The 26942-nt window shown below is 35.5% G+C and carries 30 protein-coding genes and 1 pseudogene; 28 read left to right on the top strand and 3 right to left on the bottom strand.

Translation table 11 applies throughout. The features are described 5' to 3' along the window. Positions 1-108 precede the first annotated feature (108 nt). From AC52CF_RS21185 to AC52CF_RS21065, 25 genes and pseudogenes are all read left to right on the top strand, one after another. On the top strand, positions 109-1908 hold the full coding sequence (locus tag AC52CF_RS21185; RefSeq protein ID WP_496517651.1) for a hypothetical protein: 1800 nt from the start codon (positions 109-111) through the stop codon (positions 1906-1908). Between the two features lie 90 nt (positions 1909-1998). Then, entirely contained in the window at positions 1999-3795 is a 1797-nt protein-coding gene (gene lepA, locus AC52CF_RS21180; RefSeq protein ID WP_087706645.1) for a translation elongation factor 4, read from the top strand. A gap of 117 nt (positions 3796-3912) precedes the next feature. Further along, positions 3913-4608, top strand: a complete 696-nt coding sequence (locus AC52CF_RS21175; protein WP_496517650.1) for an NUDIX hydrolase — start codon at positions 3913-3915, stop codon at positions 4606-4608. A gap of 707 nt (positions 4609-5315) precedes the next feature. Beyond that, positions 5316-5858, top strand: coding sequence for a riboflavin biosynthesis intermediates N-glycosidase (ybiA, locus tag AC52CF_RS21170; protein WP_496517649.1), 543 nt, complete (start codon positions 5316-5318; stop codon positions 5856-5858). Between the two features lie 31 nt (positions 5859-5889). Beyond that, positions 5890-6438 (top strand): prolyl hydroxylase family protein, encoded by a 549-nt coding sequence (locus AC52CF_RS21165; protein WP_496517648.1) that lies wholly within the window; start codon positions 5890-5892, stop codon positions 6436-6438. A gap of 2 nt (positions 6439-6440) precedes the next feature. Beyond that, positions 6441-6845, top strand: coding sequence for a hypothetical protein (locus AC52CF_RS21160; protein WP_336689715.1), 405 nt, complete (start codon positions 6441-6443; stop codon positions 6843-6845). A 72-nt stretch (positions 6846-6917) separates the two neighbouring features. Beyond that, positions 6918-7922: an SPFH domain-containing protein gene (locus AC52CF_RS21155; protein ID WP_496517647.1), complete on the top strand. Its 1005-nt coding sequence runs from the start codon at positions 6918-6920 to the stop codon at positions 7920-7922. A gap of 178 nt (positions 7923-8100) precedes the next feature. After that, complete coding sequence (locus AC52CF_RS21150) at positions 8101-9012, top strand: diacylglycerol kinase catalytic domain-containing protein (protein ID WP_496517646.1); 912 nt, start codon at positions 8101-8103, stop codon at positions 9010-9012. A 181-nt stretch (positions 9013-9193) separates the two neighbouring features. Continuing rightward, entirely contained in the window at positions 9194-10426 is a 1233-nt protein-coding gene (locus AC52CF_RS21145) for a TIGR02452 family protein (protein ID WP_496517645.1), read from the top strand. Continuing rightward, positions 10423-11055: a hypothetical protein gene (locus AC52CF_RS21140; protein ID WP_496517644.1), complete on the top strand. Its 633-nt coding sequence runs from the start codon at positions 10423-10425 to the stop codon at positions 11053-11055. Before AC52CF_RS21145 ends, AC52CF_RS21140 begins: the two co-directional genes overlap by 4 nt. Continuing rightward, positions 11045-11680, top strand: coding sequence for a DUF4291 domain-containing protein (locus AC52CF_RS21135; RefSeq protein WP_496517643.1), 636 nt, complete (start codon positions 11045-11047; stop codon positions 11678-11680). The genes AC52CF_RS21140 and AC52CF_RS21135 overlap by 11 nt, the downstream gene beginning before the upstream one ends. Beyond that, positions 11680-12588, top strand: coding sequence for an ADP-ribosylglycohydrolase family protein (locus AC52CF_RS21130; protein WP_496517642.1), 909 nt, complete (start codon positions 11680-11682; stop codon positions 12586-12588). Before AC52CF_RS21135 ends, AC52CF_RS21130 begins: the two co-directional genes overlap by 1 nt. Continuing rightward, on the top strand, positions 12578-13084 hold the full coding sequence (locus AC52CF_RS21125) for an O-acetyl-ADP-ribose deacetylase (protein ID WP_375191137.1): 507 nt from the start codon (positions 12578-12580) through the stop codon (positions 13082-13084). Before AC52CF_RS21130 ends, AC52CF_RS21125 begins: the two co-directional genes overlap by 11 nt. Further along, positions 13084-13677, top strand: coding sequence for an SMI1/KNR4 family protein (locus tag AC52CF_RS21120; protein ID WP_375191136.1), 594 nt, complete (start codon positions 13084-13086; stop codon positions 13675-13677). Before AC52CF_RS21125 ends, AC52CF_RS21120 begins: the two co-directional genes overlap by 1 nt. Then, positions 13674-14360: an SIR2 family NAD-dependent protein deacylase gene (locus AC52CF_RS21115; RefSeq protein ID WP_375182122.1), complete on the top strand. Its 687-nt coding sequence runs from the start codon at positions 13674-13676 to the stop codon at positions 14358-14360. Before AC52CF_RS21120 ends, AC52CF_RS21115 begins: the two co-directional genes overlap by 4 nt. Beyond that, positions 14360-15310, top strand: coding sequence for an ADP-ribosylglycohydrolase family protein (locus tag AC52CF_RS21110; protein ID WP_496517641.1), 951 nt, complete (start codon positions 14360-14362; stop codon positions 15308-15310). The genes AC52CF_RS21115 and AC52CF_RS21110 overlap by 1 nt, the downstream gene beginning before the upstream one ends. Beyond that, positions 15307-16275 (top strand): annotated as a pseudogene (locus AC52CF_RS21105) (ADP-ribosylglycohydrolase family protein). The gene AC52CF_RS21110 and the pseudogene AC52CF_RS21105 overlap by 4 nt, the downstream one beginning before the upstream one ends. Next, positions 16265-17473 (top strand): hypothetical protein, encoded by a 1209-nt coding sequence (locus AC52CF_RS21100; protein ID WP_375182125.1) that lies wholly within the window; start codon positions 16265-16267, stop codon positions 17471-17473. The pseudogene AC52CF_RS21105 and the gene AC52CF_RS21100 overlap by 11 nt, the downstream one beginning before the upstream one ends. A 1-nt stretch (position 17474) precedes the next feature. Next, positions 17475-18017 (top strand): RNA 2'-phosphotransferase, encoded by a 543-nt coding sequence (locus tag AC52CF_RS21095; RefSeq protein ID WP_375182126.1) that lies wholly within the window; start codon positions 17475-17477, stop codon positions 18015-18017. After that, a complete protein-coding gene (locus AC52CF_RS21090; RefSeq protein WP_375182127.1) occupies positions 18014-18217 on the top strand; it encodes a hypothetical protein in 204 nt (67 codons plus the stop codon). Before AC52CF_RS21095 ends, AC52CF_RS21090 begins: the two co-directional genes overlap by 4 nt. Next, positions 18214-18969, top strand: a complete 756-nt coding sequence (locus AC52CF_RS21085; protein ID WP_375182128.1) for a metallophosphoesterase family protein — start codon at positions 18214-18216, stop codon at positions 18967-18969. Before AC52CF_RS21090 ends, AC52CF_RS21085 begins: the two co-directional genes overlap by 4 nt. Before the next feature lie 335 nt (positions 18970-19304). After that, positions 19305-21029, top strand: a complete 1725-nt coding sequence (locus AC52CF_RS21080) for a M14 family metallopeptidase (protein WP_496517640.1) — start codon at positions 19305-19307, stop codon at positions 21027-21029. Between the two features lie 139 nt (positions 21030-21168). Next, positions 21169-21450 (top strand): hypothetical protein, encoded by a 282-nt coding sequence (locus AC52CF_RS21075; RefSeq protein WP_123891980.1) that lies wholly within the window; start codon positions 21169-21171, stop codon positions 21448-21450. Positions 21451-21469: 19 nt separating this feature from the next. Next, positions 21470-21844 (top strand): hypothetical protein, encoded by a 375-nt coding sequence (locus AC52CF_RS21070; RefSeq protein ID WP_375181423.1) that lies wholly within the window; start codon positions 21470-21472, stop codon positions 21842-21844. 85 nt (positions 21845-21929) lie between these two features. Next, on the top strand, positions 21930-23060 hold the full coding sequence (locus tag AC52CF_RS21065; protein ID WP_375181422.1) for a serine hydrolase domain-containing protein: 1131 nt from the start codon (positions 21930-21932) through the stop codon (positions 23058-23060). Positions 23061-23107: 47 nt separating this feature from the next. Here the strand turns inward: AC52CF_RS21065 and AC52CF_RS21060 are convergent, their stop codons facing one another. Continuing rightward, positions 23108-23272, bottom strand: a complete 165-nt coding sequence (locus AC52CF_RS21060) for a hypothetical protein (RefSeq protein ID WP_157967254.1) — start codon at positions 23270-23272, stop codon at positions 23108-23110. A 332-nt stretch (positions 23273-23604) separates the two neighbouring features. On the opposite strand from AC52CF_RS21060, the gene AC52CF_RS21055 reads away from it, so the two are divergent. Continuing rightward, positions 23605-23883 (top strand): hypothetical protein, encoded by a 279-nt coding sequence (locus AC52CF_RS21055; protein WP_214587834.1) that lies wholly within the window; start codon positions 23605-23607, stop codon positions 23881-23883. 43 nt (positions 23884-23926) lie between these two features. Here the strand turns inward: AC52CF_RS21055 and AC52CF_RS21050 are convergent, their stop codons facing one another. Beyond that, entirely contained in the window at positions 23927-24808 is an 882-nt protein-coding gene (locus tag AC52CF_RS21050; RefSeq protein ID WP_087706597.1) for a cupin-like domain-containing protein, read from the bottom strand. A gap of 625 nt (positions 24809-25433) precedes the next feature. On the opposite strand from AC52CF_RS21050, the gene AC52CF_RS21045 reads away from it, so the two are divergent. Beyond that, positions 25434-25640, top strand: a complete 207-nt coding sequence (locus AC52CF_RS21045; RefSeq protein ID WP_214587835.1) for a hypothetical protein — start codon at positions 25434-25436, stop codon at positions 25638-25640. A 54-nt stretch (positions 25641-25694) separates the two neighbouring features. Beyond that, on the top strand, positions 25695-26453 hold the full coding sequence (locus AC52CF_RS21040) for a GLPGLI family protein (protein ID WP_214587836.1): 759 nt from the start codon (positions 25695-25697) through the stop codon (positions 26451-26453). A 58-nt stretch (positions 26454-26511) separates the two neighbouring features. On the opposite strand, the gene AC52CF_RS21035 is transcribed toward AC52CF_RS21040, so the two are convergent. Next, the gene (locus tag AC52CF_RS21035; RefSeq protein WP_214587837.1) at positions 26512-26868 is read right to left on the bottom strand and encodes a helix-turn-helix domain-containing protein; all 357 of its coding nucleotides are present in this window, start codon (positions 26866-26868) and stop codon (positions 26512-26514) included. Positions 26869-26942: the final 74 nt, after the last annotated feature.

Here is a 26942-nt window from a genome sequence, read left to right as displayed (position 1 = left end):
AAACTGTCCGGATCTGTCCTAATGTTTATGAACGTAGAAACGAAATTAAATTTTAATTTTATTGGCTTATAAATTGATACTAAAAAATACTGCAACTTCAGAAGGTAAATGAACAAGTCTATCGTAATTTTAGCTCTTATTTTTAATTGTTTCTTCTTTTTCCAGGCACAGGAAAAAAAGGATTCGATCTATTACAAAATTGAAAAATTTTCAGATAAGAGAAAATTTACAAAATTCCTTCACCGTTTTATATTTCGTAGAGAAGCAGATTCCGTTTCCGTAAAAACAACCACCGAAAAAGTAGCGCAGGAAACATACGACGGAAAATACATCAGAAATATTACAATTGAAACCATAGATCCTTTCGGATACGGTTCTCGGGATAAAAAAGAGAAATCCAGATGGTACGACTGGTTTACCAATCATCTTCATTCCAATACAAGAACTTCCACGGTTAACAATTATTTACTTTTCCAAAAGGGAGAAGAATACAATGCCCAGAAAATCTACGAGTCTGAACGTCTGCTGAGAACAATGCCTTTTATCAACAGAGTGAACATCAGTATTTCCGACAGTACTTCCACCAGAGATTCTATAGATGTTATCGTAAAAGTGCTGGATTCATGGAGTCTGAAACCCAGAGCAAGCTATTCCGGAAGTAAAATCGGATTAGGCGTTACCGAAGAAAATTTTCTCGGACTGGGACATGATTTAAGTTTTCTCTACCGTAACGATTCTAAAGAAAAACAGAATTATTTACTCGGAAGTTACACCGCATACAATTTATGGGGTTCCTACATTAATGCACAGATTCTGGGAGAGCGGGATTTTGCTAAAAATGAAAGAATAAGTCTCAGTGCAACGCGCGATTTTTTCTCCCCATTAACCCAATGGGCGGGAGGATTTAATTTTGAATACTTCATGCGCCGCGTTTTGCTGCCTATAGAATCCGAAACAGCTTTTCCCGAAGCTCAGATCAAAGTGTACAGTCAGAATTTGTGGGGAGGTTACCAGATTCCTATAGCCTCAAGATCTTCAGAAAAAGTTTCCAGCAATATTGCTTTAATCGGAAGATTTCAGAATTATCAGTACAAGGATAATCCGGCAATAGACAAGTACGATTATTTTACCTCTTACAGCAGTTTTCTGGCGTCTGTAGGTTTTATACAGCGAAAATTTTCTGTTCAGAAAAATATCTTTCAGTACGATCTTCCGGAAGATATTGCGTACGGAACTTCGGCGAGCCTTACAGCGGGAGGTTTGTCCAGAAACAACAGAATCATTCCTTATGCCGGAATTTCTGTAGCACACGGAGATTTTACCAGTATAGGATATTTCAGTGTGAAAGCACAGTTCGGGAAATTTTTCAATGAGGAAAGACAGAACCGCGAATCTTTCCGATTGGACGCTACCTATTTTACCAATCTGATGGATTGGAAGTTTGCCAGTGCGAGACACTTTTTTTCTCCCACACTAGCTTTGGGAAATCCACAGCAAAACTATTCCTACAGAGACCGCATCAATCTATCTTCCAGTGATGAGTTTCCGGTGTACAGTGCAGATTATATCGGGACAAAAAAACTCGTTCTGCGATATCAGCTTCAGCTTTTCGTAAACAAAACATGGAAAAACTTTCATTTTAGTCCTTACTTAACAGCTGCAGCAGGCTGGTTGGCGGGACCGGATGAAAAACTGTTAAAAACAAATGTTAATACAAAAATAGGAATCGGCGTTCTCATTAATAATCCTTTTCTGGTATTTAACCGGATTCAGATTTCCTTCACTTATTACCCAAAAGTTCCTTTTGACAATAATTCATTGTTTGATTTCAACAGCAACCGGAACAACCTTTTGCCAATGAACGGCTTTACTACAGACATCCCGCATTTCGTAAATTTTGGAAATTAAAAAAGGGCAGAATTAAATTTTTGTTCTTCAAAATTAAGACTAAGGAATTATCCTGCATTTTGTTATCTTTGCAAATTACAAGATTCTTAAATGAAAAACATACGAAATTTTTGCATAATCGCCCACATCGACCACGGTAAAAGTACTTTGGCGGATCGTCTTTTGGAATATACCAATACGGTGACTCAGAGAGAACTGCAGTCTCAGACGCTAGATGATATGGATTTGGAGAAAGAACGTGGAATTACCATTAAATCCCACGCGATCCAGATGGATTATGAATATAAAGGAGAAAAATATATTTTAAACCTTATTGATACACCGGGACACGTAGATTTTTCTTACGAAGTTTCCCGTTCCATTGCTGCCTGCGAAGGAGCGCTTCTTATTGTAGATGCGGCACAGAGTATTCAGGCACAGACCATCAGTAATTTATATTTAGCATTGGAAAATGATTTAACGATCATTCCTATTCTGAATAAAATTGACCTTCCTTCTGCAAACCCTGAAGAAGTAACCGATGAAATCATGAACCTGATCGGTTGTGACTATGAAGATGTTTTAAGAGTTTCCGGTAAAACAGGAGAAGGAGTTCACCATTTGCTTGAGCAGATTGTAGAAAGAATTCCTGCTCCGGTAGGAGATCCGGATGCGCCGCTTCAGGCTTTGATCTTTGATTCGGTTTATAACCCGTTCAGAGGAATTGAGGCTTACTTCAAAGTGGTAAACGGAAGTATTTCTAAGAACGAAAAAATTAAATTCTTCGCAACCGGAAAAGAATACGGAGCTGATGAGGTTGGAACACTGAAATTGAAACAGGTTCCTAAGAAATCGGTAGAATGTGGAGATGTAGGATATCTGGTTTCCGGAATTAAAGATGCTAGAGAAGTAAAAGTAGGGGATACAATCACCTCTTTTGAAAAACCTGCAGCAGGGCCGATTGAAGGTTTTGAGGAAGTAAAGCCAATGGTTTTTGCCGGAATTTACCCGATTGACTCTGAAGATTTTGAAGAACTGAGATTCTCTCTTGAAAAATTAAGACTGAATGATGCCTCTCTGGTTTTCGAACCTGAAAGCTCTGCAGCGCTTGGTTTTGGTTTCCGTTGCGGATTCTTAGGAATGCTTCACATGGAAATCGTTCAGGAGAGACTGGACAGAGAGTTCAACATGAACGTGATTACAACGGTTCCCAATGTATCTTACTTCGGATATACCAAAAAAGAACCTGAAGTTCCGATTATGATCAATAACCCCTCGGAAATGATGGATCCTACCACGATGGATAGAGTAGAAGAACCTTATATTAAAGCTTCTATCATTACAAAATCTGATTTTGTAGGTTCTGTAATGACACTTTGTATCGAAAAAAGAGGAGAAATCGTTAACCAGAGTTACCTGACATCAGACAGAGTAGAATTAATTTTCAATATGCCTTTGGCAGAGGTAGTTTTCGACTTCTACGACAGGCTGAAATCTATTTCTAAAGGGTATGCTTCATTCGATTATCATCCGATCGGTTTCAGAGCTTCCAAGCTTGTAAAAATGGATATCCTGATCAACGGAGATATGGTAGATGCTTTATCTTCATTGATTCACGATTCGAACGCTTATCATATTGGTAAGAAAATGTGTGAAAAACTTCGTGAGCTGATTCCGAGACAGCAGTTTGATATTGCTGTTCAGGCGGCTTTAGGAACAAAAGTTATTGCAAGAGAAACCATTAAAGCGTTAAGAAAAGACGTTACCGCAAAATGTTACGGAGGTGATATTTCCAGAAAGCGTAAACTTTTGGAAAAGCAGAAAGAAGGTAAAAAGAAAATGAAGCAGATTGGTAGGGTAGAAGTTCCGCAATCGGCGTTTATGGCTGTTCTGAAGCTGAATGATTAGTGAAAGAGTCAAGTAAAAAGACAAAAGATAAAAGTAAATCCGCAGATTATTTCTGCGGATTTTTGTTTTTAAGATATGAATTCGTAACTTTGTGTATTCATAACGCAAATTAAAACAATGGAGCCTCCAAAAAAATTACAGGATATAAAAGTGGCTGTAGATGCAGTAATTTTCGGATATTTTGATAAGAAAGATCTTCAGATCCTTCTCATTAAAAGAAACATCGAGCCCTTCAAAGGAGGTTGGGCACTTCCCGGAGGTCTGGTTTTGGATGATGAAAATCTTGATGATGCCGTAAAACGCGAACTCCACGAAGAAGCGGGAATAAAGCCCGATTTTTTGGAGCAGCTTTACACTTTCGGAAACGTCGGTCGCGATCCTCGAAATCGAGTAGTTTCCATCGCTTATTTAGGACTTGTCAATCCATCCTATCATGAATTGTTTGCCGATTCTGATGCGGAAGATGCACAATGGTTCAGCGTCAATCAGCTCCCGAAACTGGCTTTTGATCATCAATCCATTATTGATATTGCCTTAAAAAGACTTCGCACGAAAATCCAGTATCAGCCGATCGGTTTTAATCTTTTAAACGATGAATTTGCTTTTTCTGATCTTGAAAACCTATACAAAACCATCATCGGAAAAGAAATAGACCGCCGTAATTTCCGCAAAAAGATCATGAGCTACGGATTGCTTAACGAAACCAATAATCTTAAAAAAGAAGGCAGCGGAAGACCTGGAAAACTCTTCACCTTCAATCAGGAAAAATACAGGGAACTCGAAGAGCAGGGATTTTATTTCGAAATCAAATAGTTTTTCTTAAACACAAAAAGCACAAATATTTACACGAATTTTCACGAAAAATTCTTTTCTGTGTTCGCTGTCATTCAGAATGAAGCGAAGCGGAATGAAGAGTTTTTAAACTCAATAATAGATTCTTCCTTCGTTAGAATGACACAGTGTGTATATATTTTACCCTCTATATTAATTGATTAAAAATTTGCGCCATTTGCGAAAACATTTGTGCCATTTGTGTTTAAAAAAAATCAGCTTACCAAGTCAATTACGATTCCAATATCAATATCAATAGAAACGGACTTAGTCCGTTCTTTCAATAAAATTTCAATTGGCTTTAGCCTAAACATAAAAACCAATAAATACTAGTGTCCATTGTGAAAAACATTTGCGCCATTCGTGTTTAAATAAAATAATTTTTCAATTCAGAAATCTTAATTGGCTTTAGCCTAAACATAAAACCAATAAATACTTGTGTCCTTTGTGAAAAACATTTGTGCCCCTTGTGTTTAAATAAAATAATTTCAAACCGGCTTTAGCCAAAATCTAAAGCATAAATAAAATTTGCGCCATTTGTGAAAAAACATTTGCGCGATTTGTGTTTCAATAAAATAAATTTTTATCACTGAAAATCAATCAATTAAAATATTTAGCGTAAAAATAACACAAATAAATTTGGAAGATAAAATCAGAATCCTTTAAATTTGTGTAAAAATAACGCAATCATGAAATATACATTAAATAATACCATCGAAAGATTTCATCAAAAAGAAAACCCGGAATTTCTTTTCTTTTGGGGACATACCGTGGAAGATGAAATTACAAAAGCCTGCTTCAGTCAGTGGTTTCCTTTTGAGTTTGAAGAAAACGGAATCATGTACAAAACAGCAGAGCATTATATGATGGCAGAAAAAGCGAGATTATTTAATGATCATGAAGTTTTAGAGCAGATTTTAAAAGCAGAAACTCCGAATCAGGCAAAAAGTTTAGGCAGAAAAGTCAGAAACTTTGATCCGGAAATCTGGAACGAACATAAATATGAAATCGTGAAACAGGGAAATTTTCTGAAATTTTCACAAAATGAAAAATTTAAAGAATTTCTGCTTTCAACAGCCGATAGAATTTTAGTTGAGGCAAGTCCGTACGACAAAATCTGGGGAATCGGAATGCTGGAAACCAATGCAAAAGCAAAAGATCCTTCAAAATGGAATGGTGAAAATTTATTAGGATTTGCTTTAATGGAAGTAAGAGACGAATTAAGAGGGTAAAAACACAATAACCGTAAACCAATTAGAAATCATGAAAAAAAAAGAACTCCATCCTCAGATATTTTTAATAGAAAATTTCCTTTCGGATCAAGAATGCGATCATTATATTGAAATGACGAAGGATAAAGTCTTTGAGGAAGCGAAAATCAATATGAGAGGGCGACAGGTCATGAACAAAGGAATCCGAAACAACGACAGATTGATGATTTTTGATAATAATTTAGCCGAAAATCTTTTTCAAAGAGCGGTTGAATTTCTTCCTCAGATTCATGAAAATGATGAAGTTTCGGGCTTTAATGAAATGTTCAGGATTTATAAATATTCTCCGGGACAGCAGTTTAAAATGCACCACGACGGAAGCTACATCAGAAATGAGAATGAAAGAAGCTTTTACACTTTTTTAATTTATCTGAATGACGATTTTGAAGGCGGAGAAACAGAGTTTGAAAATCTGTTCACAGTAGCTCCGAAAAAGGGCTCTGCATTGGTTTTTTATCATCCTTTGAGACACGAAGGGAAAACACTGATCAGCGGACAAAAGTATGTTTTAAGAACAGATGTAATGTATTTAAAGACTTAAAAATGAAAAAGATATATGTTTCAGGAAACGGAAATGTATCCTGGGAAAAGTTTCAGCAGTTTTATATCGAACCGTTAAAGAAATTCAGCCTTGATGAGTGTGAATTTATCATCGGAGATTTTTCGGGAACCGATACATTAATGATGGAATTTTTAAAAGATAAAACAGAGAATGTAACCATTCTTCACGTTGGAAAAAGACCGAGATATTTTGCCAATTCTTTTAAAACAAAAGCAGAAAAATGGAAAGTGATAGGCGGTTTTACTTCAAATTATGAAAGAGATACCTTTGGAATTGATCTATGCACTCATTTTCTGGCGGTTGATTTCAATACCGATGAAAAAAGAAAAAGCGGAACATTAAAAAATATTGAAAAGTGTTTTGCTTTAAATAAAATAAAAGTGTAAAAAATTTTACCCATAATTTGCGTAAAAAATACACGAAAACTAATAAATTGTTTCACTAAAAATCATAAAGCTATGTTTGGATTTACACACATCAAATTTGATTCTATGACGTACGTTCTTCATTTTAAAAATGGAAAGATCGCCAAAGAAGGAAGAGGCTTATCGTTCTTTTATTTCGCTCCCAATTCGTCTATTGTGGCGATTCCTTTGGGAAGTAATGATCTGCCGTTTATCTTTAATGAGAACACGAACGATTATCAGACCGTGAAAATTCAGGGACAGATCAGCTATAAAGTGACCGATCCGAAAGCACTTTCCAATACGCTGGATTTTACCGTGGACGGAGAAGGAGTTTACAAAAAGAATGATATCGAAAAGCTGAACCAGAGAATCATTAATCTCGCACAGACAGCGACTTCATCATTTGTACACAATCTTAGTTTAAAAGAAGCAATTCGTTCTGCCAAACAGATTGAAGATCATATTCTGAAAGGATTAATCGATTCCGAATCCATTAAAAGCATGGGAATTGAAATTCTGGGAGCCAATATTTTAGCCGTTCAGACTACTCCTGAAATGGCAAGAGCTTTGGAAACGGAAACAAGGGAAAAACTGCAGCAACAAGCCGATGAAGCGATTTATGAAAGAAGAAATTTTGCAGTGGAACAGGAAAGAAAAATCAAGGAATCTGAGCTGAATACGGAAATTGCTGTGGAAGAAAAGCAAAAGCAGATTGAAGAAAAAAGGATGGAAACCGAAGTTCAGCAGGAAGAAAACAACAGAATCCTTCGTGAAATGAAAATTGCCGCCGATATTTCTGTAGAAAACCAGAGAAAAAAACTGATCGAGCAAAAAACGGAAAACGACAGAAAAGAAGCAGAGACTCAAGGTTATATTCTGGAAACTTCCTTAAAACCTTACAAAGAAATCGACTGGAAAGTCCTCACTGCTTTGAGTGGAAGACAGGATGCGAGAAATAACATCGCTTTAGCGTTCAGAGAATTGGCAGAAAATGCCGGGAAAATCGGAAACCTGAATGTAAGTCCTGATTTGTTGGATACTATTTTGAAAAAGTAAAAGGCTGGAAGAAGGAAGAGCGAAGTTGGAAGCAGTTAACAGTCTCCAAAAAAATGACAAAATAGGTTATCGTCTTTGCTGAGCAGAGCGCCTTTGCGAACCTTAAAAAAAGTTTAGTAGTAAAATAAAAACTTTGCGGACTTTGCGTTAAAATAAAAACTTCTGAATAATTAAAAAAATGAAAGTAGAATACGCCATCATCATTAAAAATAAAACCCGCCTTGAGTCTCTGGTGGAAAGATTCAACACGCAGGCTCAGGCGAAGTTTTATATTGAAAGTTCCGGAGGAAATTTTCAGGAATATGTGGATGAACACGAAAAATTCGGTCAGTCATTTCTGAAAGTTCAGACCCAGCTTTCCAAAATCATTAAAAATAAAGTGATTGAAAGAGAGTTTGTTCCTTCCTACATTTTCTCTGAAAACAACCTGATTGTGGTGGTAGGACAGGACGGTTTGGTAGCCAATGTTGCCAAATATTCCAAACATATTCCGATTATTGCGGTAAATCCCGATCCTGAAAGATATGACGGCGTTTTGCTTCCCTTCACGGCAAAAAACTTTTTAAAAGGCGTACAAACTGTGATGAACGGAAATTTTAGTTCAAAAAAGATGAAGTTTGCCGAAGCAGTGCTGAATGACGGACAAAAATTACTGGCAGTGAATGATTTATTTGTCGGAATTTCCTCACATTCTTCCGCGAGATACAAAATTATGCTGAACGGAAAACAAGAAACACACTCTTCCAGCGGAATCATAGTTTCCACAAAAACAGGAAGTACAGGCTGGCTGAGTTCCATTTTCAATATGGCTTTCGGAATTTTAGGCGAAACAGCTTTAAAATATCCGCAGCTGAATGAAGAAGATTTGTATTTTGCAGTAAGAGAACCTTTTAAAAGCATCCGAACGCAAACCGATATCTGCAGCGGAAAATTAAGAAAAGGAAGCAAATTAATCATCGAATCATTAATGCCGAATAATGGTTTTATATTTAGCGACGGAATTGAGCAGGATTTTCTACAGTTCAACAGCGGAGCAACAGCAGAAATCAGGCTTTCTGATGATGAAGCAGTTTTAGTTTTAAATAAATAATAACCATGAAAACAATAATATATTTGAAAGATAAAGATAACGCAACAAATCAGGTATTATCAAAAATTATAAATTTAATAGAACTCTCTGATCTTAGCTAAGTAGAACGCCTTTGCGAACTTAAAAACGTTTAGTAGTAACAAAAAACTCTGCGGACTTTGCGTTAAAAAATAAAAATAACATGAAAACAACAACTTTATACAGGCCCGTCGGAGAAAAAGAAATGCTCTTAATCATCCAAAGCAACTATAAAAAATTCCCTCCAAGATTAAACTGGCAACCCATTTTCTACCCTGTTCTGAATGAAGAATACGCTTCCGAAATCGCAGAAAAATGGAACACGCGGGACGAAACCGGAAATTATCTCGGTTTTGTTACAAAGTTTGAAGTTTCTGAGGAAGTAGTCAGCAAATATCCCTCACAAAACGTAGGAGCCAGAAATCACAACGAACTCTGGATTCCTTCCGAAGAACTCGAAGAATTTAATCAGGCAATTGTCGGCAATATTGAAGTGACGAAAGTTTTCATGGGAAAAGACTTCAAAAAAGCAGCAAATGAACAACTGGAAAATCTATTGACAAACATTAAAAAACTAACAATGACAAATAAAGGAATGGCGAAAGATACCTTGGAAATCTTAGCTAAAAAATATTATATCAACGAAAACAACGAAAAAATCAGCATCCAAAATGAAATGGAAGCTTGTATTAAAGAAACCGTTTTGTATTCCTCGGAAGAACTTTCAGAAATGACAAAAAACGAACTTCCGGAAACCCACTTTGAGACTCAGTTTGAAGTCTGGAGATGCAGTTCCCTGAAAGCCATTTTGCAGTTAGCTGCAGAAGAAGATCAGGAGAAACTCATGTGCCTGAATTTTGCATCAGCGAAAAATCCCGGTGGTGGGTTCATCAACGGAGCCGAAGCGCAGGAAGAAAGTCTGGCAAGAACTTCCGGACTTCACGACAGTCTGCTTCAGGGTTGGGAATATTACGAAACCCACCGCGCCATGGAATCGTGCTTTTATACAGATATGATGATTTACAGCCCGAAAGTTCCCGTTTTCAGGAAAGATAAAGGAGAATTGCTGGATCAGCCTGTTTTGTGCAATTTCATCACCTCTCCCGCAGTGAACGCAGGTGTTGTAAAACGTCAGGAACCGGAAAGAGCGGATGAAATTTTCGGAGCAATGGATGTAAGAACAGATAAAATGCTTGCTTTAGCTTTAAACAAAGGAAATGAAACCTTAATTTTAGGAGCTTGGGGATGCGGAGTTTTCAAAAATGATCCGAAAGAAATTGCCGAATTATTCAAAAAGCATCTTCTTGGGAAGTATAAAAATAAATTTAAAAGAGTGGTTTTTGCCATTCTCTCGAAAAAGGAGGAAATGATAAAGCCGTTTGAAGAAATATCATGAAAATTACAAGAGAAGAAATAACGGTAGAAATTTTAGAATTGCTGTATGATTTTCAATATGTTTTAGAACATCAGAAATCAGATATTTATTTTAATGATCCTACAAAGCTCTTACTTTCTAAACAAATAAGATTCAGGAGAATATGCTCTGTTTTTGCATATCTGAATATACAGATCAAAGACTTAAAACACTTTTATGATTTGGAATTTATTAATGAATTTAAAGATTATGAGTTTCCAGAAGAAATTGCAGAAATGATAGAATCTTCAATTGACGGTTTTTATAAGATTGAAGATATAAAAATAGAAAATCTTAAAGAAATTTTAAAAAGCATAATATATTTTAGAAAAGCCTATCTGAATTTAGTGAGAGGTTTCTTTGGAGGAGTAAGACTTATGGGAATTCCTTCCATTGAAGAAAGAGTTTCTGAAAAAATAATGTTTGAAAATATACATGATATTAATCTGATTGTTGAAAGAATAAATAAAACAATTACCTATTTATTATTTCCCAACACAGAAGATTTTGATATGGGTATTTTAATTAATCAATACAATTTTCCGACAGAAGATTATAGGGCAATTGATAAAAAGGAGTGGGAAGATTATTACAATGAAAATGGATTTTAAACTAAAAAAATATAAAGAACAGCTACAGGATTGGCCGGAAAAAGGCTATCATATCATGGCTCAGTATGATGAAGATAAAATTATTGTCTACCAGTCGTATCGAAAAGAAATAGGCAATTTTGCCGTTAAAAATCAATATTTTGGCGGCGGATTCAACTTAGAAAGAATGACCTGGATAAAACCGAACTTCCTTTGGATGATGTTCCGAAACGGCTGGGGAACAAAAGAAGGACAGGAATCTGTTCTTGCCATTCATTTGAAGATGGATGCATTTAAAAATTATCTGAAAAACGCAGTCTATTCTTCATACAATGAAAAATTAGAAATTTCAAGGGAAGAATGGCGGAATCAGGTGAAAGAATCTTCTGTGAGACTGCAATGGGATCCGGATCACGATCCTTTCGGAAACAAACTGGAAAGGAGAGCCATTCAGATTGGTTTGAGAAATGACTTCATCAAATCCTTTGCTAAAGAAGACCTCCTTTTCATTGAAGATATTTCAGATTTTGTTAAAGAACAGCATCAGTTTGTTTTGAATGACGATTTAGAAAATTTAGTTCTTCCGGAAGAAAAACCGTTGTCGTTTGATGATGAGGATTTAAATAAGAAATTAAGGTTAAAATAATGAAAAATAAACTCTTACTCGCTTCAAAATCACTTACGGGGATTTCCATTGGTGATGCTTTTGGGGAAAGTTTCTTTGGTGAAGAAAGTATGATCAGAATGCACATCCATCAAAGAATAATTCCTGAAAGCGCTCTGGATTTTACGGATGATACCATTATGGCAATTGCTGTTTTCAAATCATTAGAAAAATTCGGACAAATCAATCAGGATTTTCTGGCGGAAGAGTTTACCCAAAATTATTATCTTGATATTAATCGAGGTTACGGACCTTCAATGCATCAATATTTCAGAGCAGTAAAGGATGGTGAAAACTGGAAAGAAGTTTCCTATTCAAAATTTGGAGGACAAGGTTCTATGGGAAACGGAGGAGCGATGAGAGCCTCTGTAATCGGAGCTTATTTTTATGATGATCTGGATCAGCTTAAAACAAATGCAGAACTGTCCTGTGAAGTTACCCACGCCAACAAAGAAGCGATAGAAGGCACAAAAGCCATTGCATTGGCGGCAGCTTTTGTCATTCAGGAAAAATTAGGATTGATACAGTTGAATCAGCAGGAACTTATTCAAAAAATTCAGGCTGAATTGAATGATTCTGATATGAAAAGTAAACTGAACAAAGCCTTATATTTAGACGGAAACCCAAGCATTGAGTTATTAGTCAAAACACTAGGAAACGGAATAAAAATGACCGCTCAGGACACTGTGCCGATTGTACTCTGGATGCTTTCAAGATACCGGAACAATTTTGAAGAATGTCTTTGGAATACAGTTTCAGCATTAGGCGACAGAGATACAACCTGCGCAATGGCAGGAGGGATAAGTATTCTAAGCTGCAATGAAGCGTCAATTCCGGATTGGACAAAGAATGTTGAGGATTGGAAAAAAAGCAGATTTTATGGAAATTAAATTAATAAAAGGCGATATCACCAAAATAAACACGGAAGCCATTGTGAACGCAGCCAACTCTTCCTTATTAGGCGGTGGCGGAGTAGACGGAGCCATTCATCGGGCTGGAGGAAAACAAATTCTTGATGAGTGTATAGAAATCAGAAACCAACAGGGCAAATGCAGAACAGGAGAAGCGGTCGTTACAACCGGCGGAAATCTCTCTGCGAAATACGTCATTCATACCGTTGGTCCGGTCTGGAATGGAGATGAAGAAAAAGAATCGAAATTATTGGCAAATTGTTACCATAATTTATTGAGATTAGCAGAAAGTCTGAATGTTAAAACCATTGCCTTTCCCAATATCAGCACAGGAATTTATCGCTTCCCAAAAGAATTGGCTGCAAAAATTGCCATAGATGAGGTGAAAAACTTTACATCGGAGATCATTGAAAAAGTTATTTTCGTATGTTTTGATGATGAAAATGAGGATATCTACAAAAAAATTTTAAAGTAATGGAAAAATATAATTTCAGATTTGTAGATGATTCTAAAAATCAAAATACAGGATTGACGGCTGAAGAAATCAATTTTCTTCAAAAAGAATTAAATCTGAAATTTCCAAAAGAGTACATTTATTATCTTCAAAACGCAGGAAGAAACTCAAATGTTTTTCAAGTTGAAACAAATGCTGATGAATTAAGAAAGAATCAACACAAATTACGACTAGAGCTCGATAAACTTAATGTATTACAGAAAGAAGATGTTTTATTTATCAAGAAAGAAGTTGAATATGTAAAATATTTTGATTCAAATTTTGAAACATATTATTTTTTTAATCTATCTGAAAATAGAGAAGTCCCTAATCTTTATATTTTTGAAGAAGTTTGTATAAATGAGCATTGGAATACTTTTGAGAAAAAAATAACAAAGTCAAAGGAAGATAATTTTGTTGCTTTCATTAACAAAAAAACAGATGATAAATACGGAATTACCATAAAGCAGAATATTAAGAATATTCCTTTGTATATAATTTCAATACCAATCTCTATTATTTTGGTGATAATATTGGGAATTGAGATTTTAAAAGATAAAATAACAAGCAAATGAAAAAACTAACCATATTAACCGGCGCCGGAATCAGTGCCGAAAGCGGAATAAAAACCTTCAGAGACGGAGATGGTCTTTGGGAAAATCATAGCATCACAGATGTGGCAAGTCCGGAAGGATGGAGAAAAGACAGAGCTTTGGTTCTTGAGTTTTACAACCAGAGACGAAGACAGCTTCACGAAGTCGAACCGAATGATGCACATCGATTATTGGCAGAACTGGAAAAACATTTTGAAGTTCAGATCATTACCCAGAATATTGATGATCTGCATGAAAGAGCTGGTTCAACCAATATTTTACATTTACATGGCGAATTATTCAAATCCTGTTCTTGCAGCAATAAAAACCTGATTTACGAGCAGAAAAATGACATCAACATCGGCGATAAAGCAGAAGACGGAGCGCAGTTAAGACCATTTATTGTCTGGTTCGGAGAAGATGTTCCGCTGATGAAAGAAGCTACGAAAATGGCAAAAGAAGCCGATATATTTTTGGTAATCGGAACGTCTTTACAGGTGTATCCTGCAGCGGGATTAATTCACGATATCAAGGATGACTGTCTTTTAATCGTAATCAATCCCAACGAAACGGGTTTCGGGTACGGACAGAGAGCCGTTGTGATGAAAGAAACCGCAACGCAGGGAATGAAACTGCTTTTTGACAAACTGGTAAATCTTGCATAATGGAAAATATCGTAAAAGCCGGAATTTTCGGAGTTTGTGTGGGTGACGCATTGGGCGTTCCCGTAGAATTTAAAACCAGAGAAACTTTAAAGGCGTTTCCTGTTGAGAATATGCGGGAATTCGGATCGTGGAACCAGCCGAAAGGAACATGGAGCGACGACAGTTCGTTAACGCTTTGCATTGCAGACGAACTCACAAAAGGCTATGATCTGGAAAAAATAGGACAAAGCTTTGTGAAGTGGGTAAAATACGGACATTGGACGGCTCACGGAAGATTATTCGATATTGGCGGAACAACAAGGCATTCTATCGCAAGATTAATAAAAGGAGAAAGTGCAAAATTTTCGGGAAATATTTTCGAAGAAGATAACGGAAACGGTTCTTTAATGAGAACACTTCCGTTGGCGTTCTACCTTAAAGACGAAGAAAATATTGAAAAACTTTATCAGACGGTAAAAGAAGTCTCTGCAATCACACACGCACATTTTCGCTCGGTGTTTGCCTGCTTTATTTATGTAATTTTTGCCGTTGAATTAATCAAGGGTAAAGATAAAAAACAAGCATATCATCATACTCAAAAAATGGTATTGCAATTTGCAGAAATTCAGGGTTTTAACCCGAAAGAGATACAGCTTTTTGACAGGGTTTTAAAGAATGATATTTCAGAATATCATGAAGATTCCATCAGTTCAGGAGGCTATGTTCTTCACAGTCTCGAAGCCTCATTATGGTGCTTTCTGAAGTCTGAAAATTATACTGAAGCTGTTTTAAAAGCCGTCAATCTGGGAGAAGACACCGACACAACCGGAGCCATCACTGGCGGAATTGCCGGACTGTATTATGGTTTTGAAAGTATTCCGAAAGAGTGGATTGATGTTTTGGCGAGAAAGGAGGATATTGAGAAATTGTGTGAGAAATTAAATGAGAAATTAAATGAGAAATTGGAATGAATAACCTTGTAAAATCAGCAATTTTCGGAGTTTGTGTGGGAGATGCTTTAGGAGTTCCGGTGGAATTCAGAAGTAGAGAACAACTGAAACGTTCTCCGGTGACAACCATGTGAGCTTTCGGAACGCATCGTCAACCTGCGGGAACGTGGAGCGACGACAGTTCTCTTGCTTTATGTCTTGCAGAAAGTCTCAGTAATAAGTATGATCTCGAGAATATTGCGCTGAAATTTTTACAATGGTATAATGAAGAAATCTGGACACCTCACGGAACTGTTTTCGATATCGGAATTGCCACTTCACAAGCCATCCATAGAATCAGTAAAGGAGTTCCCCCAACTTTATGCGGTGGAACAACGGAGTTTGATAACGGAAACGGTTCCTTAATGAGAATTTTGCCATTGCTGTTTTATATCAAAGACTTTTCCATTGCAAAACGTTTTGATACGGTGAAAGATGTTTCCGGCATTACCCATGGACACATCCGTTCTGTTTTGGCGTGTTTCATTTATCTTGAACTGGCATTGGAAATCCTGAACAAAAAAGAAAAATGGGAAGCATACACAAATATGCAGAGGAATGTCAGAGAATTTTTGGATAACAATCCGGTTTGTTCACAGGACGAAATGAATAAATTTCACCGGATTTTAGAATTGAAGATTGGCGATTATGATGTTGCTCCATTACTTACTTTACAGGAAGAGGAAATAAGTTCATCAGGCTATGTTCTTCACAGTCTCGAAGCCTCATTATGGTGCTTTTTGAACTCTGAAAATTATACTGAAGCCGTTTTAAAAGCCGTCAATCTGGGAGAAGATACCGACACAACCGGAGCCATCACAGGCGGAATTGCCGGACTGTATTATGGTTTTGAAAGTATTCCGAAAGAGTGGGTTGATGTATTGGCGAGAAAGGATGATATTGAAAATCTATGTGATAAATTAGATAAGGAATATTATGAAAAATAAAATACTTTATAAGGTTGTTACAGAAAAGGAAATTATTTTTCTTGGCCAAAACAATTTCCAAAAATTTTCATTTCAAGATCTAGAAACGGGCTCTGTAAATACGGAAGAAAAATCTAAAGAAATCGCACTTCAAAACTACATTAATAATCCGCAGTACAATTATATAGGATTTATTGTAAGTTTTGCAACGGAAGACAACAGAATAAAAGGAAAGATTAAAATAAATGATGTTTTTTTTGGAAAAAATTTTAAAAACTTCTCTGATGAAACAGTAATTGATTGTATTGAGGATGAGGAAAGATTTTACGAAAAGAAACTCGAGTATTTTTTAGAAACCAAATCCCGAAAGATTATTCCCGATGATTATTTCATTAAATTAAACGAAGAGTTTAGTGTATTTTTAGAAAAAAACAATCATTTAAATACTGAAGACTATATAAAATCCAAAACACAAAAGTATAATACAATTAAAGAAAGAACATCATCGATTAATACATTAGATGAAGCAATAGAATTTTTAATTCAGGATTACGGAGCTGAAAAAATTAGTAAAATTCAAGATGAAACAATTTTCACACAGTTTAGAACGGAAAGAAATCATTTTGGAAGTAATATGTATCTCAGGAATTTATTTTTTCATGGAAATCAAAATGAAAATTTTAAAAAAGCAATCAGAGAGTATGGTAAAATTAGTTTTGCAAGTGGTGGAGAGCTGGGAGAGGGATATTTGGAAGATGCTTTTTGGAGAAAGTTAAATAACTGTGAAATAAACTCTGAAATTCAGCAAAAACTAAAAGAAGATTATGAAGAAATAGAGCTTTTAACTCAAAATTATTGCAAAAGCAAAGGTGCCGAAAATGTAAATGATTTGAACGAAGAAGATTTTGATGGTTTATTGAAAATTTATAAAAATAGAAATAAAGGAAAAGAAGGGTCTATTTTAAGGCTTCAGCTCCAGTCATATAATATTATTGATAAAGATATAAATGATTATATCGCTCTTGAAAACGACAATAATGATAGAGATTATTATGCAATCAAATATGAAAAATATGCTATTCTTGCTGGTGTGAAAGATAACGATAAAAAAATGTATGAGTCCTTAAAACAAGATTATTTTCAATATCACGCAATTAATAAAAAGCTAGGATCCTTTATCCACAAAATAAAAGAACAACATATAATTAACGATTTATAAAATGAACGAACAACATAAAAAAAGAATAAGCAAATACCTAAGCTTGGTGCTTAGACACAAACCCGAAGTTATCGGGCTGAATTTAGACGAAAACGGATGGGCAGATGTGGAAGAACTACAGGAAAAATGTGCAAAACAAAATCGTGCTTTCACACTGGAAGAATTGGATGAGGTCGTGGAAACCAACGACAAAAAACGCTTTATTTTAAACGGGGATAAAACCAGAATCCGCGCAAATCAGGGACATTCGATTGATATTGATCTGGCGCTGAAACCACAACAGCCACCGGAATTTCTTTACCACGGAACCGCAGAAACCAATCTTGCATCCATTTTTGAAAAAGGAATTGAAAAGAGAAACAGACAGCACGTTCATCTAAGTCAGGACAAAGAAACCGCAACCAAAGTCGGAATGCGCCATGGAAAACCTGTCATTTTAACCATTGAAACCGGAAAAATGCACGAAGACGGAATCGTATTCTATCTTTCCGAAAACAAAGTCTGGCTTACGGATTTTGTGGATACAGAATATATTTCGAAATGACAGCTAAAGAATTTGATGAAGCCGTAAAAGGCTTTTCTCCTGAAAAAGAGGATTTAAAAGAAAAAGTTAATGAATTATTTGGAAAAGGAGCAGGAACCATACGTATTTTATACTTTATTGTTGAACATAAGAATTGCAGATTAGTTGAAGCGATGGAAATTGTGGAATCCTGCCCGAATTATCACAACAGATTTAAATGAAAAGAACATTAGCAATAGGAGACATTCACGGAGGATTCAAAGCATTGAAGCAGGTTTTGGAAAGAGCCGCTGTTACAGAAAACGACATCCTGATTTTTCTCGGAGATTATGTTGATGGCTGGAGTGAATCTTCGCAGGTCATTCAGTTTTTAATTGAACTTGCCGAAAAGCAGGAATGTATTTTTATTAAAGGAAATCATGATGCATGGACGGAAGACTGGCTTTCTTTCGGGAAAAGTGAAGATGTATGGCTTTTCAATGGCGGAAAAAGTACGGTAGATAGCTATTCAGATTTCTCTTTGGAAGAAATTGAAGTTCATCTTGAGTTTTTCCAGCGGATGAAAAACTATTATGTCGACGATAAAAACCGACTGTTTATTCACGCAGGATATTCGTCCATGCACGGTCCCGAAAAGGAAGTATATTCCAGCAATTACCGTTGGGACAGAACATTGTGGGAAACAGCCGTTGCAATGGATAAAACTTTGGCGAAAGACTCAGAATTTTATCCGAAAAGGCTGCTTTTATACCACGAAATTTTCATCGGTCATACACCCACACTGCATTTGGGAAGTAAAGAACCCATCAACAAAGCCAATGTCTGGAATATAGATACAGGAGCCGCATTCACGGGGGCTTTAACGATAATGGATGTCGATTCCAAAGAATTCTGGCAAAGCGATCCCCTTCCGGAGCTTTATCCGGATGAAAAGGGCAGAAATAACTATACTGTAAAACCGAAAAACCGCTAATATCTTCTCTAAATTGGGAAGATATTTTTTTTGATACTTAAAATCAGTGCCATCAGCAAAATCAGCGGGAGCAAAACACACATTGACAATATCATTAAAAAGTATAAACCGCAGTTTTACGAGTGTAGTTCGAAAGGCTTTTCAAAGATAGATTCTTTCTTCGTTAGATTTGGCAAAGTGAATGGCAATTCTGGAAAGCAACACCTTTGTCGAGTAAAACGCCTTTGCAAACGAAGAATATTTTCATATTTTTTAATAAAATCTTTGCGGTCTCCGCGTTAAAAATAATAGGTTTCACAAACTTTAAGTAATTTTAAAGTCCAAAATACCACCCAATGAAACTGAAATATCTTTTCCTGCTGCTTACCTCTTCATTTCTTTTTGCCCAGAATCAATTTCAGACCCCTTTTGAAAAAGGAAACGGAAATCAGACGGTTACTTATGATGAAATGAACAGCTATTATCAGAATTTAGCTAAAAATTTCAACACCATTCAGTATCTTAAAAAAGGAGAAGACGACAACGGAAAAGGAATTTATGTGGTCATTTACAACCCCTTTCCCGAAAAAGACCTTGATAAATTAAGAAAAACCAAAGCTGTTTTGTTCATCAATAACGGAATTCATCCCGGCGAACCGGACGGAATCGATGCCACCATGATGCTGATGAAAAATCTGGCAACTCAGAAAATCAAAACACCGCAGAATTTCATTGTTGCAGCCATTTCAGCGTATAATGTAAGCGGAATGCTCAATCGCGGATCATTTTCCAGAGCCAACCAGAATGGTCCGGAACAGTATGGCTTCAGAGGAAATGCCAGAAATTATGACCTGAACAGAGATTTCATTAAAGCAGATACCAAAAACGCCAGAAGTTTTCAGGAAATTTATCAGTGGTTAAAACCGGATGTTTTCATTGACAATCACGTAAGTAACGGAGCAGATTATCAATACACATTTACTTATATTTCTACTTTTAAGGAACGTCTGGGAAATGTTTTGGGCGAATATTTTTACAATAAATATCAGGCTAAAAATTTAGAAGACTTAAAAAAACTGGGTTACGAAAGTACGCCTTACGTTAATATTCATGGTGATATTCCGGAAGTTGGCTTTGCTTCTTTTGAAGATTCTCCGAGATATTCTACAGGATATACTTCGCTGTTCAATTCCTTGGGAACCGTTCCTGAAACGCATATGCTGAAACCTTACGACAAAAGAGTGGATGCAACGTACAAATATATGTTGGTGAACCTTCAGAATTTAGATCAGGATTATCAGAAAATAAAACAACTCAGAATTGAAAATCTAAAGCAGTACCAAGCCGGAAAACAGTACGGAATCCGGTGGAAAATAGATTCTACAAAATATACCACCATGGATTTTAAAGGTTTTGAGGGAAAATACAAACCCAGTGAAATTTCCGGAAAACCGAGACTCTATTACGACAGAAGTAGACCCTTCACAAAAAACATCAGGCTGTTTACAACTGCAGTTCCTACAGGTTACATCACCATTCCGAAATATTATGTCATTCCACAGTCGCAATGTCGTGTTATTGAGGAATTTAAGAGAAATAAAATTCAGATGAAGACCATTCAGAAAGACAGTACGATTGCGGTGGAATCTTACAGAATCAATGATTTTAAAACCGTTAAAAATCCATATGAAGGACATTATCTGCATTTTGAAACAACGGTAGATAAAGCGGATAAAAAAATGGCTTTTTCAGCAGGAGATTATATCGTTCCGACCGATCAGGAAGGCGTAAAATACATCATTGAAACCCTTGAACCGGAAGCACTGGACTCCTTTTTCAACTGGAATTTCTTTGATGGGATTTTAGCCCAGAAAGAATATTATTCAGCTTATATTTTTGAAGATACCGCGGCAGAATTGCTGAAGAAAGATAAAGATTTAAAACAGAAATTTGAAGCTAAAAAAGCATCCGACAAAAAATTTGCCGACGACGGAACTGCCCAGCTCGACTGGATCTACAGAAATTCTCCTTACTTCGAAGAAAAAACATTCAGACAATATCCGGTTTACAGAATCTTATAAATTTTAAAAATTAATTTAATTTATTGATAATCAGTGTTTAAATTCCGTATTTTTCCCATGTAAAATTGTTGTTTTTACGGACTGGATTTCATTTTTATAAATCGAAATTTGGTAAACAAAACCAATAAAAACGACAATTATGGCAACCAAAAAACAATTTTTCGTTTCTCTTGAAGGCGTAGACCTTACCGACGAACAATTAAAAAACATCGACAAGGGAATTCAGAATGTAGTGCTTTCCGAACTGTCTAAAGTAGACAACACTCAGGCTTTCGGTGCACACAGAAATTTCAGAGAACTGACTAAACCCTTAAAAGTGAAAGACTGGTTTCCTTGGGGAATCATTATTTTCAAGCCGGGAATTGATATTACCAAGCAGGTTACAGACATCCATAATCAGATAAAAGCTTATGGAGGCTAGTTTTAACTCTTCAAAAAAGATGTGTCCCAGCTACGTTGGAAAAGTTGGGGCGCAGCTTTTCGGAGTCGTCAATAAAGACGGAAAAGTACAGTTTATAACCCCTCTTACCGTCACAGAAGATTTTATAGAACAGAATGAAAATCTGGAACAGCGATTCCGTTTCACCGGAAAATGTGTGGAAAAAGGATGCGGACAATGGAACCATGAAGAGTCCAGATGTTCTCTGTCTAAAAAAGTTCAGGATCTGAATTTTCCAAAAAATACAGAATTATCATTTTGTCCGATCCGTTCGCAGTGCAGATGGTTTTCTCAGGATGGTAAAGAAGCCTGCTTTTCCTGCAACGAAGTCACCCGAAATATGGAAGAATTACTTGTTAATAATGCAGCACAATAAAAAATCCAACGATAAAATTGGCGGCATATACTTTGAATGATTGATTATTAAGATTTTATCTGAATATCAATTTTTCAAACTTACTATGAGGAAACTTCTAACCGCAGGCATCGCCGGAATTTCAGCATTTGTTGCTGTAGTTTTTCTTTCGGGATACGGATATATTTTTAAAGCTTTAGCGATCAATTTAAAAAAAGGACCTTTTACTCCTTCAATAGACGATGAGGAAAAATTTCCTTCACGGGTTATTCACAACAGACATCCGAAACGATGGAAGAAACACATAAGTTACAATAAAAAAGAACTTTCAGCACGAGTTTTGGAAGAGCTGAAAAAGACAAGAGCATCTTCTCTTCTGGTAATTCACGACGGAAAACTCCTGCACGAAGAATACTGGAAAGATCATGATGCTTCTTCTTTAATGAATTCCTTTTCAATGGCGAAAGGCGTTCTTTCAATCTTAACGGGTTGCGCGATTGATGACGGATATATTGAATCTGAAAACCAGTTGATTTCCACCGTTTTTCCACAATACAAAAACAGCCGTTTCGGAAAATATCTCACCTTTAAACATTTGATGACGATGCAGGCGGGATTGGATTGGGAAGAAGAATACCATCATCCTTTCGCAGAGAATTCCAGACAGTATTTTGTAGACAATCTTGCGGCGCAGGCTTTCGGGATAGATTTTAAAGAAATGCCGGGCGAAAAGTACGAATACCAGAGTGTTGCAGCACAATTATTGGGTCTTGCGTTAAGAGAAGCTACAGGAAAAGATCTTGCAGCCTATCTTTCAGAAAAAATATGGCAGCCTTTGGGAATGGAATCTCATGCAAAATGGAGCGTAGATGAAAAAGGCGTTGAAAAAGCATTCTGCTGTATTCATGCCGTAGCAAGAGATTTTGCAAAACTCGGACAATTCATTATGCAGAAAGGAGAGTGGGAAGGAAAACAACTCATCAGTAAAGAATATTGTGAAAAACTTTTATCGCCCACGAAAGAGAACGATGCATTTTGTTACACAATCTGGGCAGATGACGAAAATGATTATCGATGCAGGTTTTTTTACGGATTTTTAGGACAGTTCATCATTATGATTCCCGAAAAAAAGATGGTGATCGTGAAAACCGGATTTTACAACAGACTGGATGTTGATAAAAAGAAAAGACCACTTCAGGTAAAGCTTTTGGTGGAAGAACTTACAAAACTGATATAAAAAATAAGCTGCAGATTTTCTGCAGCTCATTTTTTTTGATAGTAAATTTAGAATGAATCTCTGTAGTTTAGATTCCCTGTTGCTCCCTGCGGAAGAAAAACAACTTTTCTTTTAATGCTTTTTGCTTTTTCCAGAGCTTTAAGCGCTTTTTGACGTTCAACTTCCCTGTTGAAGTGAGAGTTAATGTTCTCAGATTGTGCAGTTGCTTTCATATGTATATTTTTTGGTGTGTTACAGTGAGCTAATCTAAAAATATGCCGTTTTCAGGGTAAATCTTCTAATGAGGTATCAAAAACAAAAAAAATATTTTTTTTAATTTCTTTGATATTCTTGGCATAGTAGTTGAATACTAAAACGCAACTATTAAAAAATAAACAAATAAGGGATCTAAAATATTTCCCGGAGCAATTCGGGAATATTTTTTATCACTTTTTAAAGGAAAAACACCAATCACTATAAATATTAATACTTTTGACTAAATCCCCGAATCTTTCGGGGATTTTTTCATGTGATTTTATTTGATACCTTTACAAAAAAATAGGTTGTGGGTTATATAATTAAAACAACATCAGACGGTTTGATCTATGTTAAAGCGTCGAGCGTTATCCATGTTAAAAAGCCCAATGCACTGGAAGGAGCAAAGGTTATGGGGCAGCCATTGGTAATTAATGTAAACCATATTGGCTTTTTGAGCTACAATATTGAAGGTCATGTTACCTTTTTTATGGCAAGCGGGTTTGAAATCTCAATGAAGATATTTTACGAAGAAGCAGAAGAAGCTTTTAACTGTGCAAAAGGAAATATTGAGAAAATAATCAGGTAATTTTAATCAATAAAAAAGACGTTTCAGCCGAAACGTCTTTTTTTTATCTTGGTAAGCCTCTTTTCAGGGCGATTTCTGCTCTTTTTACAGCCACTTTTTCCTTCCAGTCCATGTATTTTTTCTTGAAGTTCTTTTTCATGATGTCATCAAATTTACGCTGTACGGTAAGATTCCATAAAGAATGTGCCTTTACCGCCCAGGATTTGTCCCAAGCTCTCAGGGAGATAGAAAAACTTCCGTCCAGATATTTCATCCAGTGCCACCATCCGGTTGGCATAAACAAAGTGTCTCCGTGTTCAAGATAACATTCAATACCTTCTACACCATCTAAGGCAGGGAATTTTGTAAAATCAGGATTTTCAATATCATAATCTTCCAGCGCATACGTTGCATAAGGAATCTGGTAAAGTCTCTCTTTCCATTTATAATCGAAAAGAAGAATATGCTTTCTTCCGTTGAAGTGCGTGTGGAAAATATGCGCCATATCAATATCGAAATGCAGGAACGTTACAGAACCTTTACCTCCGAAAAACATATTGGGATATTTGTCCAGAAATCCTCCCATTAATTCTTTAGGAGAAATATAATCTTCAAGAAGTTTCGGGGCGAATTTTATCGGGTCAAAAAGGAAAATTCTAAGATCGGTAGGTTCTCTCTGGATAAGATCTATATAATCTCCGAATTTCATTTTGGCTGCAGAAGCATTAATGGGAGCTGCAGGATCTGCCTTCGAACTGTCGTACAACGGAACTTCCACATCGCCTACTACTTCTTTCATGTATTCCATAGTCCATTTCTGGTACGCTGGCCATTTTCTTGCCATGTTCTTAATGACAACAGGTTTTCTCGGCTTCAGATATTTTTCAATGAATTCTTCCTGAGTAATATCATCTACAATATCTATAGGCTTTAAATTAATTCCCATTTCTTAAAAATTTAATGTTACAAAATTATTAAATAAAAATATATGTTAACAGATTTAAGCTTTTTTTAATCTATGATTCAAATCATTTTTAACTATTTAGGCTAAGATAAAGTAATGCGAAATATTTCTATAAGCACAATTTTTTAAAAAAAAACACCCTGCAAAAAAGAATTGCAGGGTAAAAACACAATTTGATGAATAAAAATTCATTTCTTCCCGCTAAAATAAAAAAATATTTATAACTGGTTTTTGCCCTGAAGAGAATAATATAAGGGAAAAGATAGAATTTTTTCTATCTCATTCTAAAAAAAGCAATGAAAGGTATTCAATTATAAAACGCAAAATAAAATTTAATGAATTTTATTAATTTTTAAAATAAAATTTTTTTTTGTCGTGCCTAAAAAATGAGGCTTAATTTGCCGATTTTCTTATGCAATAGATTTACATTATTATTCATAGTTTTGTGATATGACACAAATGGAAATTCGCGAAACATTTTGTGATACGATCGCAGAATGTATTTCTTTAAAGTCATAATGATGCATCATCCGAACTGTACGTTTATTCTAGATAAAATTGTATAGCTAGGGAAAAATTATTATTAACAATTAAAAGAAAAAATTCTATGAAAAAGAAAATTTTATTTTGCGCCATGTTCGGAATTTCTGTTATGGCGTTTGCGAGAGTTCAGGCGGTTTGGAATTCAACTTGTGGTGTGAAACATTACACGTCTTTTCCAGATAATTGGACATATAGTCAAATGGCAAGCTATATTGCTTCAGTTAATGAAGTAGAATGTGGAGTACGACCAGATGTGACTATTAATCCTTAAATTAATTTGGTAGGCGGAATTATTCCGCCTATCTTCAATATCTATATTATCAATATGAAGAAATTTTTTTTATTTTTTGCTATACCAATTTTTTCAGTTATTTTTTCTCAAAAAGTAGCATTTGATCCTACTATAAAAGTAACTTATGATTCTAAACTTCAATTGGGAGAAAAATATCAACATAATCAAAAATTTGTTTTAGTAGGAAACTCTCAGGATTATTATTTTGGTGCGGCACAAAATTATTTAAATGATACGGGACAATATGAAACTAAGGGAATAGATACAAGGGCAATTAGTGACTATTTTCGGGAAAGAATTATTAGAGTTAATAATAAAACTACAGTTTTTACTAATACAATGGAATCTAAATTTCGTTATGAGGAAGGTGAGCCTTTGCAATGGGTTTTGTACAGTGATACAAAAATAATCAATGGAATTAAATGTCAAATGGCAGCAACAAACAAGTTTGGGAGAAGATGGATTGCGTATTTTTCTAAAGATTATCCTCAATCTTTAGGACCGTACAAATTTGTAGGTTTACCCGGATTAATATTTGAATTGTATGATACAAGGGATGATTATCATTTTACAGCAATAAAAGTCGAAAAAAATTCTGATGAATTTACATTTAATCTTTCCCCTTATAAATTAATGAACAAAAAAAATTATCTTCAGGCAAGATATAACATGGAATTTACCCTTGCAGGATTCCCACAAATGGATGAGGAGATGAGGAAGCAAACTCAGGAAATATTTGATAAAAAGAAAAAAATGTACAACAATCCTTTGGAGCTAAAACCTTTTGAATAATAAAAAAAGAGCCTTAAAATCTAAGGCTCAAAACACAAATGTCAGATAAAAAACCGACTTATTTTTTCAGACTTTTTATCAGTTCTTGAATCTGAGAACTGATTACTTTTGCTGCTTCAGAATCTGTAATATTGATAATGATTCCCTGTTGAAAATCTTTTTGACCAATCGAATTGTCTTTCAAATCAGCATTTTCAAGATTATTGTATGTCGTGTCTTTTTGATCATCAAAAAGGTCTTGAATTTTCACCTGAAAAATTTCAGCCAGTTTCGGAATGTATTGAGACTTAATATCCGTTGCTTCATTTTCCCAATTGGTATATGTATTTCTGTCTAATCCCAACATATCGGCAATTTCCTGTTGAGAAAGTTTTGTTTTGCTTCTCAGCTTTTTAAGATTAGTTCCTACTCCCATAGATGAAATTGTTTTTTACAAATGTATACAATTAGCCAAAGAATTAATAATAAAACACTTCAAAAATTCGGTCT

It is taken from the genome of Chryseobacterium sp. 2P (assembly GCF_059579425.1).
Note: the sequence above shows the minus strand (reverse complement) of the source record. Positions and strands in the feature narration are given on the sequence as shown.

Excerpts from the sequence above, each read along its gene's own strand:
- AC52CF_RS21185 (WP_496517651.1), top strand. The coding sequence starts at position 109 with ATGAACAAGTCTATCGTAATTTTAGCTCTTATTTTTAATTGTTTCTTC.
- lepA (WP_087706645.1), top strand. The coding sequence starts at position 1,999 with ATGAAAAACATACGAAATTTTTGCATAATCGCCCACATCGACCACGGT.
- AC52CF_RS21175 (WP_496517650.1), top strand. The coding sequence starts at position 3,913 with ATGGAGCCTCCAAAAAAATTACAGGATATAAAAGTGGCTGTAGATGCA.
- ybiA (WP_496517649.1), top strand. The coding sequence starts at position 5,316 with ATGAAATATACATTAAATAATACCATCGAAAGATTTCATCAAAAAGAA.
- AC52CF_RS21165 (WP_496517648.1), top strand. The coding sequence starts at position 5,890 with ATGAAAAAAAAAGAACTCCATCCTCAGATATTTTTAATAGAAAATTTC.
- AC52CF_RS21160 (WP_336689715.1), top strand. The coding sequence starts at position 6,441 with ATGAAAAAGATATATGTTTCAGGAAACGGAAATGTATCCTGGGAAAAG.
- AC52CF_RS21155 (WP_496517647.1), top strand. The coding sequence starts at position 6,918 with ATGTTTGGATTTACACACATCAAATTTGATTCTATGACGTACGTTCTT.
- AC52CF_RS21150 (WP_496517646.1), top strand. The coding sequence starts at position 8,101 with ATGAAAGTAGAATACGCCATCATCATTAAAAATAAAACCCGCCTTGAG.
- AC52CF_RS21145 (WP_496517645.1), top strand. The coding sequence starts at position 9,194 with ATGAAAACAACAACTTTATACAGGCCCGTCGGAGAAAAAGAAATGCTC.
- AC52CF_RS21140 (WP_496517644.1), top strand. The coding sequence starts at position 10,423 with ATGAAAATTACAAGAGAAGAAATAACGGTAGAAATTTTAGAATTGCTG.
- AC52CF_RS21135 (WP_496517643.1), top strand. The coding sequence starts at position 11,045 with ATGGATTTTAAACTAAAAAAATATAAAGAACAGCTACAGGATTGGCCG.
- AC52CF_RS21130 (WP_496517642.1), top strand. The coding sequence starts at position 11,680 with ATGAAAAATAAACTCTTACTCGCTTCAAAATCACTTACGGGGATTTCC.
- AC52CF_RS21125 (WP_375191137.1), top strand. The coding sequence starts at position 12,578 with ATGGAAATTAAATTAATAAAAGGCGATATCACCAAAATAAACACGGAA.
- AC52CF_RS21120 (WP_375191136.1), top strand. The coding sequence starts at position 13,084 with ATGGAAAAATATAATTTCAGATTTGTAGATGATTCTAAAAATCAAAAT.
- AC52CF_RS21115 (WP_375182122.1), top strand. The coding sequence starts at position 13,674 with ATGAAAAAACTAACCATATTAACCGGCGCCGGAATCAGTGCCGAAAGC.
- AC52CF_RS21110 (WP_496517641.1), top strand. The coding sequence starts at position 14,360 with ATGGAAAATATCGTAAAAGCCGGAATTTTCGGAGTTTGTGTGGGTGAC.
- AC52CF_RS21100 (WP_375182125.1), top strand. The coding sequence starts at position 16,265 with ATGAAAAATAAAATACTTTATAAGGTTGTTACAGAAAAGGAAATTATT.
- AC52CF_RS21095 (WP_375182126.1), top strand. The coding sequence starts at position 17,475 with ATGAACGAACAACATAAAAAAAGAATAAGCAAATACCTAAGCTTGGTG.
- AC52CF_RS21090 (WP_375182127.1), top strand. The coding sequence starts at position 18,014 with ATGACAGCTAAAGAATTTGATGAAGCCGTAAAAGGCTTTTCTCCTGAA.
- AC52CF_RS21085 (WP_375182128.1), top strand. The coding sequence starts at position 18,214 with ATGAAAAGAACATTAGCAATAGGAGACATTCACGGAGGATTCAAAGCA.
- AC52CF_RS21080 (WP_496517640.1), top strand. The coding sequence starts at position 19,305 with ATGAAACTGAAATATCTTTTCCTGCTGCTTACCTCTTCATTTCTTTTT.
- AC52CF_RS21075 (WP_123891980.1), top strand. The coding sequence starts at position 21,169 with ATGGCAACCAAAAAACAATTTTTCGTTTCTCTTGAAGGCGTAGACCTT.
- AC52CF_RS21070 (WP_375181423.1), top strand. The coding sequence starts at position 21,470 with ATGTGTCCCAGCTACGTTGGAAAAGTTGGGGCGCAGCTTTTCGGAGTC.
- AC52CF_RS21065 (WP_375181422.1), top strand. The coding sequence starts at position 21,930 with ATGAGGAAACTTCTAACCGCAGGCATCGCCGGAATTTCAGCATTTGTT.
- AC52CF_RS21060 (WP_157967254.1), bottom strand. The coding sequence starts at position 23,272 with ATGAAAGCAACTGCACAATCTGAGAACATTAACTCTCACTTCAACAGG.
- AC52CF_RS21050 (WP_087706597.1), bottom strand. The coding sequence starts at position 24,808 with ATGGGAATTAATTTAAAGCCTATAGATATTGTAGATGATATTACTCAG.
- AC52CF_RS21045 (WP_214587835.1), top strand. The coding sequence starts at position 25,434 with ATGAAAAAGAAAATTTTATTTTGCGCCATGTTCGGAATTTCTGTTATG.
- AC52CF_RS21040 (WP_214587836.1), top strand. The coding sequence starts at position 25,695 with ATGAAGAAATTTTTTTTATTTTTTGCTATACCAATTTTTTCAGTTATT.
- AC52CF_RS21035 (WP_214587837.1), bottom strand. The coding sequence starts at position 26,868 with ATGGGAGTAGGAACTAATCTTAAAAAGCTGAGAAGCAAAACAAAACTT.